Below are 15,212 nucleotides of genomic sequence, written 5' to 3' on the forward strand. Positions count from 1 at the left end.
TTAAATAGTTACTTTAAAAATTCTCATATATCTTTTCCAAATTCGACCATAAATTGACAAACTCCTTTATTAAAGTAAAAAATAGAGGTAGGGCTTTTAGGTATCCTACCTCTTGTTTATCAATATTCTTCTGGGAGAAGCATCATAGAAGAGACGTGGGGAAGAGACGTGGGGACGGTGGTTATGTCTTGTTGAAAATCAAAAGACATAACCACCGTCCCCACGTCCTATTTTACACTGTCAACAATGCGATTTGCAGATGAGATCGTTCCTGTAAAGGAACTAGAAACTTACCTGCCTACAGATGTACAACTGTCTGACAAGGAACTTGGCATGGCTAAAACTCTCATTGATACCTTAATTACTAAATTTGATCCATCCAATTATGAAAATGAGTATCATAAGCAAGTTATACAAATGATTGAAGATAAGGCAGGAAATGAAGATATTGCCTTAATAATCCGGTAAATGAAAAATATAATGAGGACAATAGCGATAAATCCATATGGAGCGTTTGAATTTGAATTTGAATTGCGCATCATGTTACCTGCCTTAGTGATTTTCTAAACATATTTTTCTATACATTCTAGAGATTACGTCTCTTTAAAGTCTTAATTCATGAGGAAGCGAGGGGACAGTTCTTTTGCTTCCAATATTATCTTTCATTAAAATATTAACTTTTTATTGCTTTCAAGAATAAAAAAGACTACGCTTTTGCCATTCATGGGACACAGAGACAGGTTCCTTGTCCCATTAAAAACGCTAGCTTTCAATTGTCTTTAATTTATCGCTAAGTCAAATTTAAAGAGAAGCTCCTCATAAATCTACAACTAGGTCATTATGGGTAGCTTCTCTTTTGCAAAAACTAATTCCTGCTATATTTTTACATTATATTCATTATTTTACCAAAGCAATGCTCCGTTTCAGGCTTCTTATCAATTGACAGTTTCTTTAATCCCAATAAAAATCGTAGCTTAGAATGATCTTAATTATATATTGCCTCTTCCATCTCTCGGAACAAACAACATGTCCCCGTGTCCCAATCATTGCTACTAAAATCAACAAGTCTTATCTAAAACTTTACGTATTTTTTTTGCTATCTCAATTACACTACTAAATTCACTCGATAATGCAAGTCTATCTGCTAGCATTGGACTATAGTTAAGAATTTCATGTTTACTCACATTGTGCCAAATAGGTAAAATAACTTTTTGCCCATTAAGTTCTTTAGCAACTAAAGAATTTAATTCATATTTAGTCCAAGTTTTATCTATAAATTTTTTAGATAAAACTACAATTCCATATCTTGAATTTATTAATCCCTTATCTATAGCCTCCCTTAAACTATCACCTACTTCAAATTCAAATTCATCATAGCAAATCCTAAATCCATATTTTATAAGTAACTTTGCTAAAGGTCTAACAAATTCGTCTTTATCTTCACTGGCATGGGAAATAAATGCATCATATTTCTTCGCTTTTAAGCGCGCATTTAATTTTGAAGATAATTGCTGCTGAAATGATTGCTTTTGTATTGACAACTCAATTTCGCTTGCAGCAAGCAAATATACATCAGCAATATCTTTTACTTTTTTATCTAAAAATAAATCCTTTCCGCTTGCTATATAATTATTTATTCTCGATGTTCCAGGAATAACTGCTTTAATAATTGAAGCATCCATACCTAAATGTTCATCATAAGACTGAATTAAATTTGCTAATGCTTCATCAAACCATTGTTGATATTCCAGTTGTTCTTTTGTATTACCTTTGTTGTAGAAAAAGTAAATTTTCTTTGCTTTAGGGATTCCTATCAATTGATTAGCTTGCATTTTTTTTAAATAATTATATATAGATTGTACTCCGCGCAACGCATGCATGCTGTTATTTATTGGGAAAATAATAATATCTGCTAAATATATACTTTGTCTTTCAAAACTTGTATCTGTTCCGCGTCCACTGTCACACACGATATACTTATATTTCTTTGACGTACATATATCATTAAAAAGTCGTTTCAAATTTTCTTTTCCATTAATAAGCTCTTCTTCCGTTGTTATATTCTTAATACTACTATATGTAAGAATATCTACTCCTTGAGAATTAGTGTATATAGTAATTGGAGGAATACCTATTACTTTTTGCTTCACCACGTTATTGCTTAACTTGGCATCTATATTATATAATTGATGTTCTTTAAGGACCCCTAAAATCATTGAAGCATGATCCGCTGTATTTAAATTTGCACACAAAACCTTTTCCTCAGTTAACTTAGAAATAGCTACACTCAAAAAAGCAGTAGAGCATGATTTCCCTACTCCGCCTGCACCACTGCATATTACTATAACTTTGGAAGTTTCTTCATTACCTGAAATTGGGAGATTGTATATTTCTTCAGCCATTTGAATTCATTCCTTTTTTGAAGTTATAACACTTTATCTATACTCACAACCGTTAATCATTATATTTATCAATATTGGTATCAGAGCATTTCAAGCCCATCAAATATTTCAACAAGGTTTTTATGCTTAAATGCTACCTGCTCTCCTAATCTAGAGATTTTACGTGTACAATTGTTGCTGTTTAGGGTCGATTATAAAATCCTCTAAAAACTCGGGTAAGTAGCGCTCACATATTTCTTTCCTAACGATAGCCTGTCCACCAAACAGGCGAAATACAATTACATCATCCTCCTCGTTAAGTAACATCGGCCTCCCATACATTTTTGTACATGCTTCAATCGCTTTCATCGGAATAACTGGTCTCAACCTTCTGACTTCCAACGTGCGCGTTTCATCTGACCAGCCAATCCATTCGGTTTGTCCGCCGATTACGTTATTTTCTTCAGAATGAATCCAATAATATTCAGAACTCTCATCCACAGTAGTACTTCTTTTGCATTTAAGATAACGTTTATAAAACATATTATTTTTTCCATCATGAAAAATTTTGTTTGATTCTGCTTTTAAATCTCCCTCAAAAGCCAATAGTCCAAGCAAATAGTCTGCAGAGACATCAAAGTATGTTGCGAGCTTTACCAACGCGTAGGAATCAGGTTTAGATTTATCTGTCTCGTATCTCTGAATAGATTTTATGCTAACTCCTAAATCTTCCGCTAATGTTCCTTGGCTCAAGTTGAGAGAATTTCTTAGATCTTTTATCCTTTGCCCCTGAGTTTTCATAGGCTTCCCCCTCCAATTGTCTGTATATCTCGATAATAATACAAATATTTCCGTTAGAAAACAGACAATTATGTCCTATCTGAGTAATGGGACGGTTCTTTGACTCACAATGTTACTTTCCATATGAGACACGGAAACAGATATCCCTATATGTATCTTTAAACTGTCCGTATTTCATCTTTATGTCAAATTTAAAGAGAAGCTACCCATAATCTATTAATAAGGTAGATTATGGGTAGCTTCTCTTTCATAATTATTAAATCCTGCTATATTTTTACATAAGAGGAAGCAAGAGGACAATTCTCTTGCTTCCCAATAAGAAAAACGATACGCGTCTTTAAAAACAAAACATTTTGAAACACGAAGAGTATGAAGAACACGAAGGCTTTTTTTACTATTCTTCTTTTGTTTCCTTCGTGTCCGCACTAGCGGCTTCGCGTCTTCGTGTTTAACGTTTTTTCACCCATGGGACACGGGGACAGGTTAGTTGTTTCTTACCAGATTCTCCATGAAACAGCGTACCTGTCCCTATGTTTTAATCCAGTGATTGAGATGATGTCAATAGATTCGTTAATTGAGGTGGTCGGGCAGAATTTAGCTGTAACGATTATTCCGAAGTCATATGTAGAAAACATTCATGACAGTAGGGTTCAAGCGATTTCTATCATAAACCCTATATTTAAAAAAGATGTAGGTATTGTATACAGAAAAGATAGATTTATGTCAGCTGCTACCAAGGCATTTATTCAGCAATTAAAAATTGTTATTCAGACGTCAACAGATTGAGTTTAGATATTTCCAATCTGAATGGCAGGTTACCGTTCTTTTGGGAGGCGTTTTTTTCTTAATTGTCATAAATTTGCCATATTTTTACTGTATAATCACTGTATGGAACTTCATAAGGGATGTATATTGAAGATCCGTGTAATAGAAAGAGCTAGGTATGCTCTTATAGTAAAGAGAAGAAGAGGTTAATTATGAATAACAAAAAAGAAAGAGAAAATGAGTGGCGCGGTCATCCCATTGTAATATTTACTGGACTGCTAGTGCTATACACTGCCAGTAACTCGCTTATGGCACTATTCCATTTCTAATTACAAAAATAGGCCGCAGAAAACCTGACTAGGCTTAATTTGATTTGAAAGTTAAAAATAGATAACCTATTCAATCATTCCGTTGCTTTTCCTAGGGCGGTACAATATGTTTCAGTTACTAAATAAGGGGGATAATAATATGCATCTGAACTTACTTTACAGAATATGTACAATGATTACCGTCATCATGATTTTTCTTGCTCCTGTTGTTTCGGCAGCTAGTATAGGGGAAAAACGTCAAGCTATACGAGATATGTCTAATGAAACCCTGGATAAATTGTATGAGGTGCACCCGAAGGCTAGGGAAGCTATTAAAAATGCAGCAGGATATGCCGTATTCAGCAACTACGGTATAAAAGTTATTGTGCTTGGTGGTGGTAGAGGTAAGGGAATGGTTATTGATAGGAATAGCGGTAGAGAGGTTTTTATGAAAAAAGCTGATGTCGGTTTAGGTTTGGGGCTGGGAGTGAAGAATTATAGGGAAGTTTTTGTTTTTGAAGACAAAAAAGCACTGAACCGCTTTATCGATCAAGGATGGCAGCTTGGCGGACAAGCTACATTTGCGGCAACAGATGGCGTAACTGGGGGTGCTTTTCAGGGAGCGGTTTCTATTTGGCCTGGAGCGTGGCTGTATCAAATAACGGATAAAGGACTTGCTCTTGAAGTTACCGGACAGGGAACTCGCTATTATAAGGATAGTGATCTAAACTAAAATTACAGTAGTTCGGTTCTGTTTGGCAGCTAGTTTATACGGAAAATGACATCATTTCATATAAAGACCTATTCCGTTACAAGGAGAAGCGGAATAGGTCTTATATGTTTTCTTAGGTATTGACAACCTCCCCTGCCCAGTGTACTATTTCTCTAATACACCGGGCAGGGGAGGTTGCGGACTAAGGAGATGAAGGTGTGAATTTAGAATTTGATGCTAAAATGCCTATATATATAAATTATGGAAAAAACATTAGGGAATACAAATAGTGGTTGCTTTGAATAGTAAGCAAAACAAGTCAAGAAACAGTGCCTTGCCTTATGATACTCTTGGTACAGGAGGTGAAACAAATGGAGAACTGGGATAAGATAGATGCAGTCCAGCGGATGCAGAATTATATTGAAGAGCATCTGACTGAACCAATCATGCTGTATAGGTTAGCGCAAGCCGCTGGTTATTCTCCCTGGCATGCATCCCGTATATTCAAGGAGTTGACAGAAAGGAAGCGAGGGGACGGTTCTTTTGCTTCCAAAAAGGAAGCGAGGGGACGGTTCTTTTGCTTCCAATATTATCTTTCATTAAAAATAAGAGACAAAAGGGACGTTTCTTTTTTGTCAACCTTTTGGCTATTATGCCTTGCGTTATTCCCGTTGCTCGCGCAATTTGACGTATCAATAGCCCGTCTTCTTTTATTCGCCGAATTACATTATTAATGCCAAGGGGACGGGGTTATTGACACTACCTTCAATCGATTCCATTGTCAACAACCCCGTCCCTGTGAAATTCCTTAGCTGCGACAATTAGCACACAGTAAAACCCGCCGCAAGGGCAGGTTTCTTCCAGACCAGGCAGACGTTACTTTTTGGTTCTAAAGGGTCTGTAGAATGCACGAATGTCATCAGCGAGAGGTTCCGGTTCCTCCATAGCCGTAAAATGTCCACCGCGAGGCATTAATGTCCAGCGAGTTATATTTAGATTTCGCTCAGCCCATTCTCTAGGTGGTAACAGTATATCAGCGGGAAAGAGTGCAATGCCTGTCGGGACTTCTATAGGCCCCATAGATGGCAAAGAATGCATGTTTTCATAATACATATGTGCTGACGACCCTATAGTATTTGTTACCCAATAAATCATTATATTAGTAAGCAGTTCATCCTCGCTAAATATCTGCCGAAGATCACCATTACAATCACTCCATGCACGGAATTTTTCAACAATCCAACCAGCCAAACCTACTGGTGAATCTGAAAGTCCGTACGCAAGGGTCTGGGGTTTCGTCGATTGGATTGACATATAGGCTCCCTCTTGGGAAACCCATTTCTGAGCGCTTATCTTGTAATTTAATTCTTCTTTTGATAGACCTGCCTGATCGTTAGAATTCATGAGATCTCTAATGATACCGATGTCAGTGAGGTGGATTCCCACTAGAAGTTCTGGATGGTTTAATGCCAGATATCTAGTGACACCAGATCCCATATCTCCACCTGCAGCAGCAAATTTTCCATAGCCGAGTTCTTCTGTCATTAGTTTTGCCCAGAGCTCGGCAACACGAGAATTGTTGATGCCGCTATGGTCAGGGCGACTCGAGAAACCAAATCCAGGGATCGAAGGAACAATCACATCAAAAGAGTCCTCTGGGTCACCGCCATAACGTGCTGGATCCGTCAGAAGAGAGATGATTTTCTTGTATCGTATAAAACTGTCCGGCCATCCGTGGGTAAGTATAATGGGCAAAGGGTTTGAACCTTTACCACGTTCGTGTACAAAGTGAACATCGATCCCATCGACATTACAGCGAAACTGAGAATAGCGGTTCAATTCCTGCTCTTGTGCACGCCAATCAAAATGATCCCGCCAATACGACACGAGGGATTGCAAATAACCTATTTCAGTACCTCGTTCCCAACCTGAGTCTTTTAATTGATCTGGCCAGCGGACATGATCGAGTCTATATTTTAGATCGTCAAGTACTTCCTTAGTAATTTGGATACGAAAACGTTCAACAGCCATAATGATCCTCCTTCCGTTAAATTGTATACATTCAGGAATGTCACAAGACGCGGGGACGGTGGTTCTGTCTTGTAACTTCTTTAAACAACTCCCTTATGCCTGCACCATCCCCGTCTCCATAACTATTCGATATTAATTAGTAGCTGATTTAATAAGAGGGTGATTCTATGAATGAAATTGAATTACATGCTACCATCGTTATTGCCTAATGATAGAACCTAGTGGGACAAGTTGTTTGTCCTGGATGGAAGAGTCAATATGAAATTAAGAGTTCAAAACTGATTCTTATTAGAACGAATTAAGATACATGTAATATTTCTTTTATATGTTGTACAGTTTTATTCGCTGCACCGCGATTTTCTCGGGTAATTAACAAAGCGCGTTCACCAATTAATTGTCTCTTCTCATCATTCGCCAATATTGCAATTAATTTTTCGGTAAGATCATCGCAGTCAAATGCTGTTTCACATGCGCCACGTTTACTAAATAAATCATAAATATCCTTAAAATTGAACATATATGGTCCAACTAAAATAGCTTTCCCATGTACGGCGGGCTCAAGAATGTTATGACCACCCTTTGGAACTAGACTACCGCCCACAAAAACAATATCCCCGATACTATAAATTTTTCCTAATTCACCGATCGTGTTAAGCACTACAACATTATGATTACACTCTAATTTGTTTACTGTTGTACGTAATATGGGTGATAAATTATAATTATTCGCAAGATTCGCCACTGCTTCTGCTCGTGTTATCTCACGTGGTGCAATTATTAAAACTGCTCGATCAAAGTATTCTTGTATTTTTTTGAAAGAAGTAAATAATATTTCTTCTTCACCTTTATGAGTGCTGCCAGCTATTATAATGGGCCATCTTGTTTTTAGTCCCATTTTTAGAAGTAGCTCTTCTTTTTTACTTTGAATCGTGTCGATATAAGTTTGGTCAAACTTAGTATTCCCAGTTACAAAAACCCGATGGGGATCTGCACCTACTTTTATAATACGTTGTGCATCACTAATAGATTGCATACAAAATCTTGTTACTGACGTCAATATGTGTGGGAAGAAATGCAGTATAAAAAGAAAGCGGCTTAAACTTTTCTCACTAAGACGACCATTGACTGTTAATACGGGAATACCCATAGATTGGGCATTCCATAAAAAATTAGGCCACAATTCGGTTTCAACTAGCAATATAATATTGGGCTTGATTCTGGATATTAGATTACGCACTTGGAAAGGTAAATCGGGAAGGATAAAAATAATGCTATCAGCTTCGGGAATTATCTGTTTGGCCATTGCATAGCCATTGACCGTAATTACTGATATTAGAATTGGTATTTTAGGAAGTTGTTTGCGCATTTCTTTTACAATTGGACTGGCAGCAACTATTTCTCCGACTGACGCCGCATGTAGCCAAATACATCCTTTATCGGCTATCGGATCTAAAGTAACTTTCGGTATGAAACCAAAACTTTGGCGAAAACGTGTACTGAAACCCTTTTCTCGTAATAGCCGAATAATATATAACGGTATAACTGCTAAAACAATTACTATTACTACCAAAATATTATATAAAATAATCATAATTAGTACCTATTTCCCTTCGCTGAGGATGCTCCGTATGCAAGGTGTGGAGACAGTGGATGTGTCTTAGAGAAGCGCCGGGACGAATCTTTTCCTTCAGCCTAACACAAGACACGGGGACGGTGGTTCTGTCTTGCAAATTCTTTCAACAACTCCCTTATTGCCTGACACCACCTCCGTCCCCATTATTATTTCGTATAGATATTTAATCCAATCTTTATATCATCATTATTAGGTATAGATTGATTCCCCTCTGTACTGGCAATAATAATTGATTTACCACTACTTGACTTGCCAAAACGCTGGGATAAATCTACCTTTATTGTTAAAATATCTCCCTCAATGACCATATCAATATTTTTCATGCTTATACCTCCATTTCCCTTTGTGACTTGTGACTTTTTAAAAGAGGCAGGTTATATTTCACCACTATGGCAAATCCACAAGACGTGGGGACGGTGGATGTGTCTTATAGATAATCAAACGACAGTCTATGCTGACTTCCATCCCCCTGTCTTCTTTTTTACTAGGAGCGAAAGGTTCTGCCCTTCTGGATATTGTAACAGTAACCCTCCATCTAACCTACAACTCCACTCTCCATTTTTGTTCCATCTCTTTAGTTATATCATAACTTTCATATTCGCTTAGATACCCTTCATGCCAAATATGAAATCCATCACCAGCACATTTAACAAAAATACATTTTGCCCTCTTTTCTCTGCTGGAATAGTACTTAAACAGAAACCTTTCATTACTATAATCAACCCATTTTTTTACTAACGGTATCTCACCCACAAAAGTAGTGTAAATTTTATTATTAACAGTTTGGTAAGTGGCAATTTCCGTGCCTTTGCCATATTCCATAGTCCAAATTACATCATTACCTGATATTTCAGGAAAATAATTTATATTAATTATATACCTAAATAACTCCGTAAAATCGAAATCATCATCAACTTCAATATCAAATGCATGCTCTTCTACATCATCACCCATACATACACTATCTCTATCTATAAAGATTTTCATAATGGACCACACTTCCTATGTGTTATTTTTTTTAGGTTGGATTTTTCAAATCATCTCCGAAACTTTCTTCCTGAATTATGTGAAGGACAAAAGGGACGTTTCTTTTCCGTCAACTTTTTGGCTATTATGCCTCGCGCCATTCCCGTTGCTCGCTCAATTTGACGTATCAACACAAGACACGGGGACGGTGGTTCTGTCTTGTAACTTCTTACAACAACTCTCTTATTACAAGACATCACCTCCGTCCCTCGCGGCCCTTTCCCGTGTCCCTTTTATTCATTATAAATTTTCCCATTAACTATAAATACAAGTTACTACAATTTTGTTTACAAATAAGAATTTATACGCTTCATATCTGTAATCAAGCACGGATTATCTTTTTTCATATTTTCATAAAGTACACTTGCTTGTGTATGGTCCTCTTTCAGTACTTCCAATTCCCTTTGTGTAATTCCAACTAATTGCATAAATTCCACTCTGCCATGAACAGTATCAATTCCATTGCATTCAGTATCATTTACAACGAAAAGTGCTGTAATTGCAGATTCAAATCCTATATGAAGAGAAGTACCATTACCAGCAATGTATTGCATTGGTTCAAAGAACCTTTTCTTTGTGTATGTATATCGAGCGAGATTAGATAGCATATCTATCGCCCATTTACAATCCTCCACCGAATCTTCTTTAAGTTTTATAGTCATTTCATAACCCCATCGGCTCCACTCACCACCAAACGCTTCTTCATCTACGTAAAGCTCTGTCATTCCGTAAGTCAATAGATGCATGTAGCCATTTGATGATTGATAAATACTATAGCCATCTACATATTCATCTCCGCCGAATATAGCACGGCTTGTCAATACAGCCCCGAAATGTGTAGGTTTTTGATTAGGATATAGTTTTTCAAACATCTCATCAATTGCTTCCCATCCCGGTGCCCAATCTTCCTCTTCTGATGCACGCTTTTTATATTCATCTAAAGTCATATAGTGCTCCCCCTATAACTTTGTTTTTTTAGTTCAATAGCTGTTAGTTGATACATCCAGAAAAATGCCACGGGGACGGGGTTATTGACACTAACCCTCAACCGATTTTATTGTCGACAACCCCGTCCCTATGACATCCTTTTAAGTCTACTTATTATTATCTTGGCTTTGTGTTTCCATCAATTCTCGCATCTTATCAGTAAGTTGAGTATTAACCATAGATGAATATGACCCGTCTTCGTTCTGCCATATCAGGTAGTAACAGGTACTCTCATGAGACAGTTCTTTACTAAAGACAATCTTTTGCTGTTGCGGATCGTAGAAAAAGTCAACACCGCTAATCCCAATTCGATCATTAACTACCATTTTTATAGTGTCTGGTTTAGCTTTAATGTGTTTTAAAACCCAAGGGACAGCTTTTTCCCCTTGTATCACAACTACATATTTTACGTTATCAACTTCTTGGTCTAGCGTAAGGACGGAATTTTCTTTATCGTAACTCCACTTATCTGGTTGAACCCGAGTTTTCGTTCTGTTTGTTTTGTCAGTGCTTACAATATCTACTAACTCAACCGTCTCGAATGCTATGGGTACGCGGTAAAGCTTTTCTTGCCCTTCAACTTTCTGACAAACAGTTCTTGTGAACTCCTCATTCGCACTGGCTATTGCTGTTCCTGTTATTAACAGAACTACCGCTCCCATTAACAATGCCATCAACAAAAACTTTTTCATTTTTATAACCATTCCTTTCGCTTTGCTCAAGGCACAAAATAATGTAACGTATTGTCTTTGAGCTATTTTTTTACTATTCTACAGTCATATAGAGACACATGGGGACAGGTTCCTTATCCCAATTAAAGACGCTAGCTCATTTGTCTTTAATTTATCACTATATCAAATTTAAAGAGAAGCTCCCCATAAATCTACAACTAGGTAATTATGGGTAGCTTCTCTTTCATAAATACTAATTCCTGTTATAAATTTACATTATATTCATTATTTTTACCAAATCAATTATCTTAATGCATATTCAGCAGCAGCTTGGACATGCAAAAGAGCCGTATCATACACGGGAAGAATACTGTCCTCCTGCCTGATAAGCAGGCCAATTTCCGTACACCCTAAGATAACAGCTTCAGCCCCACGCTGCTTTAGTGAAACAATTATATCTTGAAAACATTCACGTGATATTTCTTCGATTTTTCCCAAAATCGGGATATATAGGTAGGATTTTCCATCTGCAATGCCTTATAGATTTAGAAATTCTTCATATCTCAAGAACGTGGTATCCGCCAGGACTTTGGAGAAGGTTGGCCTTTTTTCATAGCAAGTCAGCGGAAGTCAGCGGAAGTCAAGGGAAGTCAGGGGAACTTCAGAGCCATATCAAGCTATTACATTTAAACCACTAATAGAACGAATAGGCAGCTTTGTGGTTATACTTATCCTCATGATACAATCACAATATAGCTTTCATTGGTATATTTACCAAAATTTAGTTGTGTTAAAGAAGGTGACGATGTGTTTTATTGGTTTATGTTGTCCATTTCTATTATTGCCGAAGTCATAGGCACCATCAGTATTAAATTTGCTGGAGATGACGCTGGACCGATTGACTATTTGCTTTTATTTTCTTTAGTAGCATCATCCTATTACTTTCTTTCCAAGGCAGTTCAAGGTATACCTCTGGGCTTAGCCTACGCTATATGGGAAGGCTTGGGGTTAATAATGATGCTAATATCTGGTTACCTATTTTTTAATGAACGGATATATAAAGAGAAGTTTTTAGCTTGCATCATAATTATAATTGGCATAGTGATGCTTAACAACGGACGGATAAAGGCTTCTCAAAAGGGAGAATAATTATGAGTTGGATGTTCTTGATTATTGCAATTTTATTGGATGTTGTTGCTAACATAGCTTTAAAATTTTCGGACGGTTTTCGTCGAAAACAACATGGTATTTTTGCACTATTGTGCATTATGGCAGCTTTTGCTTGTCTGGCACAGGCACTTCAGATCATAGAATTAAGCATAGCCTATGCCTTCTGGGGAGCAATTGGACTTTGCTTGACTGTGTTTAGCGATTACTTTTTATTTGGGCAAAAGTTGACGGCACTTGGATGGTTTGGAATGATATTTATGGTCTTAGGAGTAGGTCTTTTACATTATACTAATTGATTTGTAGATTTCATCATTATGACAACAGGGACGCTCCTTTAGTACTATAAAAGTGTGAACACTAAATAAAAAATTTAATTGTTCGCACTTATTTTTATTATAATGAAGGAAGCGAGGCGACGGTTCCTTTGCTTTCAAGAATAAAAAAGACTACTCCTTTGCCATTCATGTGACACAGAGACAGGTACTTCGTCCCACTTAAAACCGATAAGTTCTTAATTCTATTTCTATCAGTATGTCACTAAAAAAGAGAAGCTGCCCATAAATTTACTAACTAGTTATTATGGGTAGCTTCTCTTTATCAATGTTAAATACTGCCATATTTTTACATTATAAACATAATTTTACCAAAGTAAGGCTCTGTTTCAGGCTTCTTATCAATTGGCAGTTTCTTTAATCCTAATAAGAATCGTAACTTGGGATTATCGTAATGATTATATTGCCTCTTCCATCTCTCGGGACAAACAACCTGTCCCCGTGTCCCATTTCATTTTCATATTGTTCCTCGATTTTATTGGATGCTTGATTCATTTGATGCGAACAGTTATGGGGATCTCAAACAAGTATGGGTTGTGTTGATTTTTTTATATGACGGGAAATAGCGGTTACTATTTCCGACCAGACCCCCGTGGGGAGATCGTGCCCCATTCCTTCAATAATCAATAAATTTGCCCCAGGAATTACGCGAGCTGTATCTTTCCCCGCTTCGACTGGGATCAGCGGATCACCGGATCCGTGTATTACGAGTGCCTGGGCTTTAATGGATGAAAGGGATGCTGTTCTATCGCCACGGGAAAGAATAGCCATATTTTGACGCGCCATTCCCTGTGGGTAATATGAGCGGTCATAGCTCTTCTCCAGGTATGTCCGAGCTCTTTTTTCCTCAAATGGAAAACCGGGACTCCAAATCTTTCGCCACACATTCATATTGTGTTCAATATATGCTTTGCGCTCCGTTGGCGGCGGTGCTACAACAGCGGCAATCGCATCCGGCCGTCCCTGCGGAAGATTGGGATTTCCCGTGTTTGACATGATTGAAATCAGACTCAGAACTCGCTGTGGATGCCTATAAGAAACAACTTGGGCTATCATGCCGCCCATCGAAGCGCCGCAAATATGTGCTTTTTCAATGTGCAAGGCATCAAGTAATCCCACACAGTCATCTGCCATATCGTCTAGGGAATATGCCGCTGCAACATCCTTGCCTTCCATAGCGCCTTTGATTGCAGCCATAATATCCGGGACTCCAGCTTCATCAAATTTTGTTGAAAGACCAGCATCGCGATTGTCAAAACGAATAACAAAAAGCCCCTTTTCCGCTAATAATTCGCAGAACTCGGCATCCCAGAAGAGCAACTGGGCACCATTGCCGGCAATTAATAGTAAGGCCGAAGAAGACCTATCGCCGAAAGTATCATACTCAATCTGAATTCCATTGGCCGTCACATTAGGCATTGTTTTCTCCTTTCTGCATCGTTTTCCAAATTGGCGCTTTTTACGCCTTTATTTCAAACTATTCCTCTTCAATTATAGCCCGAGGCTGAGAAGAAGCCATAAATGATCGGTAAACCCAAGGACATACAAAAACAGTCTGCCATTCTCTTATTATAAATCTTCGATTAAGCAGATTGAAACCATTTTTTTGTTTTCGCGTAACAAACTAAAATGTGCATGTAATGGGGACAGGTCCATTGACATAGTCACCTGCATGCAAGACGTGGGACGGTGGATGTTTCTTAGTTTTTAATAATTAAAAATTCTTTTTAGTTAGATTTTCCTGGAATCACTGAAAGTAATTTAAGCTTATAGCGTAGCTGGTATGCTTACTATTAGAAAGTCATCTAACTATTATTAAGAGCAATTTTTTTCTATTTCCTATAGATTTAGAAATTTTCCATATCTAATTTGGTCTCTATTATCAATAAAGACCCTGTCTACCATTTTAAAACCATTGCTTTCGTAAAAATTTCGCAGCCTGTTTCTAAGTGTACCGCAATTTAACCTCAACCATTTTATGTTACGCTCTTTGCATATTAATTCAGCAGATTCTATTAGTTTGCTTCCATACCCATTCTTTGCACTTTCTCTACAAACAGCTAACTTGTGTAGTATACCAGATTCATTCTCCTGTAAGCTCGCCCAAAATAGAGGGTCATACCATTGCAAAATATATACTCCAATTAAGTTGCCTTTCTCATAGCATAATTTCATATCCTCGATACGATATTTCTTTAGTAATTCTTCACTTGTTATATCTTCATACTTCCACATTGGTTGATTTATAGAATTAAGCCATAGGGAAGAGTCAGTTAAAACCTTTGAAAAAATATCTATACTTTCATGAGTTACATTTACTACTTCCATATTTATCCTCCTTTTCTATATGAATTATTGAGAACTGCATATTATCACTCCGTTTATTAGTTTATAT

General features: G+C 37.2%; 17 protein-coding genes. 6 read left to right on the forward strand and 11 right to left on the reverse strand.

The window, feature by feature from the left end; translation table 11 throughout:
• Positions 1–246: 246 nt before the first annotated feature.
• Positions 247–468 carry a hypothetical protein gene (locus tag QSJ81_RS13895; RefSeq protein WP_285717976.1) on the forward strand — a complete coding sequence of 74 codons (222 nt, stop codon included), beginning with the start codon at positions 247–249 and terminating at the stop codon, positions 466–468.
• Between the two features lie 590 nt (positions 469–1,058).
• Here the strand turns inward: QSJ81_RS13895 and QSJ81_RS13900 are convergent.
• Complete coding sequence (locus tag QSJ81_RS13900) at positions 1,059–2,402, reverse strand: TIR domain-containing protein (protein ID WP_285717977.1); 1,344 nt, start codon at positions 2,400–2,402, stop codon at positions 1,059–1,061.
• Positions 2,403–2,561: 159 nt separating this feature from the next.
• Positions 2,562–3,182, reverse strand: coding sequence for a helix-turn-helix domain-containing protein (locus QSJ81_RS13905; RefSeq protein ID WP_285717978.1), 621 nt, complete (start codon positions 3,180–3,182; stop codon positions 2,562–2,564).
• A gap of 444 nt (positions 3,183–3,626) precedes the next feature.
• Here QSJ81_RS13905 and QSJ81_RS13910 point away from each other — a divergent pair, with 444 nt between their 5' ends.
• The 3 genes from QSJ81_RS13910 to QSJ81_RS13920 all read left to right on the forward strand — a co-directional run bounded on the left by QSJ81_RS13910 (position 3,627) and on the right by QSJ81_RS13920 (position 5,701).
• Positions 3,627–3,968 carry a LysR family transcriptional regulator substrate-binding protein gene (locus QSJ81_RS13910; RefSeq protein ID WP_285717979.1) on the forward strand — a complete coding sequence of 114 codons (342 nt, stop codon included), beginning with the start codon at positions 3,627–3,629 and terminating at the stop codon, positions 3,966–3,968.
• A 447-nt stretch (positions 3,969–4,415) separates the two neighbouring features.
• Complete coding sequence (locus QSJ81_RS13915; RefSeq protein WP_285717980.1) at positions 4,416–4,988, forward strand: lipid-binding SYLF domain-containing protein; 573 nt, start codon at positions 4,416–4,418, stop codon at positions 4,986–4,988.
• 350 nt (positions 4,989–5,338) lie between these two features.
• On the forward strand, positions 5,339–5,701 hold the full coding sequence (locus QSJ81_RS13920) for a hypothetical protein (RefSeq protein WP_285717981.1): 363 nt from the start codon (positions 5,339–5,341) through the stop codon (positions 5,699–5,701).
• A 142-nt stretch (positions 5,702–5,843) separates the two neighbouring features.
• Here QSJ81_RS13920 and QSJ81_RS13925 read toward each other — a convergent pair whose 3' ends face one another.
• The 7 genes from QSJ81_RS13925 to QSJ81_RS13955 all read right to left on the reverse strand — a co-directional run bounded on the left by QSJ81_RS13925 (position 5,844) and on the right by QSJ81_RS13955 (position 11,813).
• Complete coding sequence (locus QSJ81_RS13925) at positions 5,844–6,998, reverse strand: epoxide hydrolase family protein (RefSeq protein ID WP_285717982.1); 1,155 nt, start codon at positions 6,996–6,998, stop codon at positions 5,844–5,846.
• Between the two features lie 298 nt (positions 6,999–7,296).
• Positions 7,297–8,589 (reverse strand): 3-deoxy-D-manno-octulosonic acid transferase, encoded by a 1,293-nt coding sequence (locus QSJ81_RS13930; protein WP_285717983.1) that lies wholly within the window; start codon positions 8,587–8,589, stop codon positions 7,297–7,299.
• Positions 8,590–8,777: 188 nt separating this feature from the next.
• Positions 8,778–8,954 (reverse strand): hypothetical protein, encoded by a 177-nt coding sequence (locus tag QSJ81_RS13935; protein ID WP_285717984.1) that lies wholly within the window; start codon positions 8,952–8,954, stop codon positions 8,778–8,780.
• Positions 8,955–9,171: 217 nt separating this feature from the next.
• Complete coding sequence (locus tag QSJ81_RS13940) at positions 9,172–9,618, reverse strand: hypothetical protein (protein ID WP_285717985.1); 447 nt, start codon at positions 9,616–9,618, stop codon at positions 9,172–9,174.
• A gap of 326 nt (positions 9,619–9,944) precedes the next feature.
• Positions 9,945–10,604: a suppressor of fused domain protein gene (locus tag QSJ81_RS13945; protein ID WP_285717986.1), complete on the reverse strand. Its 660-nt coding sequence runs from the start codon at positions 10,602–10,604 to the stop codon at positions 9,945–9,947.
• A 147-nt stretch (positions 10,605–10,751) separates the two neighbouring features.
• The gene (locus tag QSJ81_RS13950; RefSeq protein WP_285717987.1) at positions 10,752–11,336 is read right to left on the reverse strand and encodes a hypothetical protein; all 585 of its coding nucleotides are present in this window, start codon (positions 11,334–11,336) and stop codon (positions 10,752–10,754) included.
• A gap of 282 nt (positions 11,337–11,618) precedes the next feature.
• On the reverse strand, positions 11,619–11,813 hold the full coding sequence (locus QSJ81_RS13955; RefSeq protein WP_285717988.1) for an aspartate/glutamate racemase family protein: 195 nt from the start codon (positions 11,811–11,813) through the stop codon (positions 11,619–11,621).
• 309 nt (positions 11,814–12,122) lie between these two features.
• On the opposite strand from QSJ81_RS13955, the gene QSJ81_RS13960 reads away from it, so the two are divergent.
• Positions 12,123–12,464 carry an SMR family transporter gene (locus tag QSJ81_RS13960; RefSeq protein WP_285717989.1) on the forward strand — a complete coding sequence of 114 codons (342 nt, stop codon included), beginning with the start codon at positions 12,123–12,125 and terminating at the stop codon, positions 12,462–12,464.
• 2 nt (positions 12,465–12,466) lie between these two features.
• A complete protein-coding gene (gene mdtI, locus QSJ81_RS13965) occupies positions 12,467–12,781 on the forward strand; it encodes a multidrug/spermidine efflux SMR transporter subunit MdtI (RefSeq protein WP_285717990.1) in 315 nt (104 codons plus the stop codon).
• Between the two features lie 555 nt (positions 12,782–13,336).
• Here the strand turns inward: mdtI and QSJ81_RS13970 are convergent.
• Positions 13,337–14,236 (reverse strand): alpha/beta fold hydrolase, encoded by a 900-nt coding sequence (locus tag QSJ81_RS13970; protein WP_285717991.1) that lies wholly within the window; start codon positions 14,234–14,236, stop codon positions 13,337–13,339.
• A gap of 420 nt (positions 14,237–14,656) precedes the next feature.
• Entirely contained in the window at positions 14,657–15,145 is a 489-nt protein-coding gene (locus QSJ81_RS13975) for a GNAT family N-acetyltransferase (RefSeq protein ID WP_285717992.1), read from the reverse strand.
• Positions 15,146–15,212: the final 67 nt, after the last annotated feature.

Origin of the sequence: Pelosinus sp. IPA-1 (assembly GCF_030269905.1) — a bacterium.
In the GTDB taxonomy this organism is placed as follows: Bacteria; Bacillota; Negativicutes; order DSM-13327; family DSM-13327; genus Pelosinus.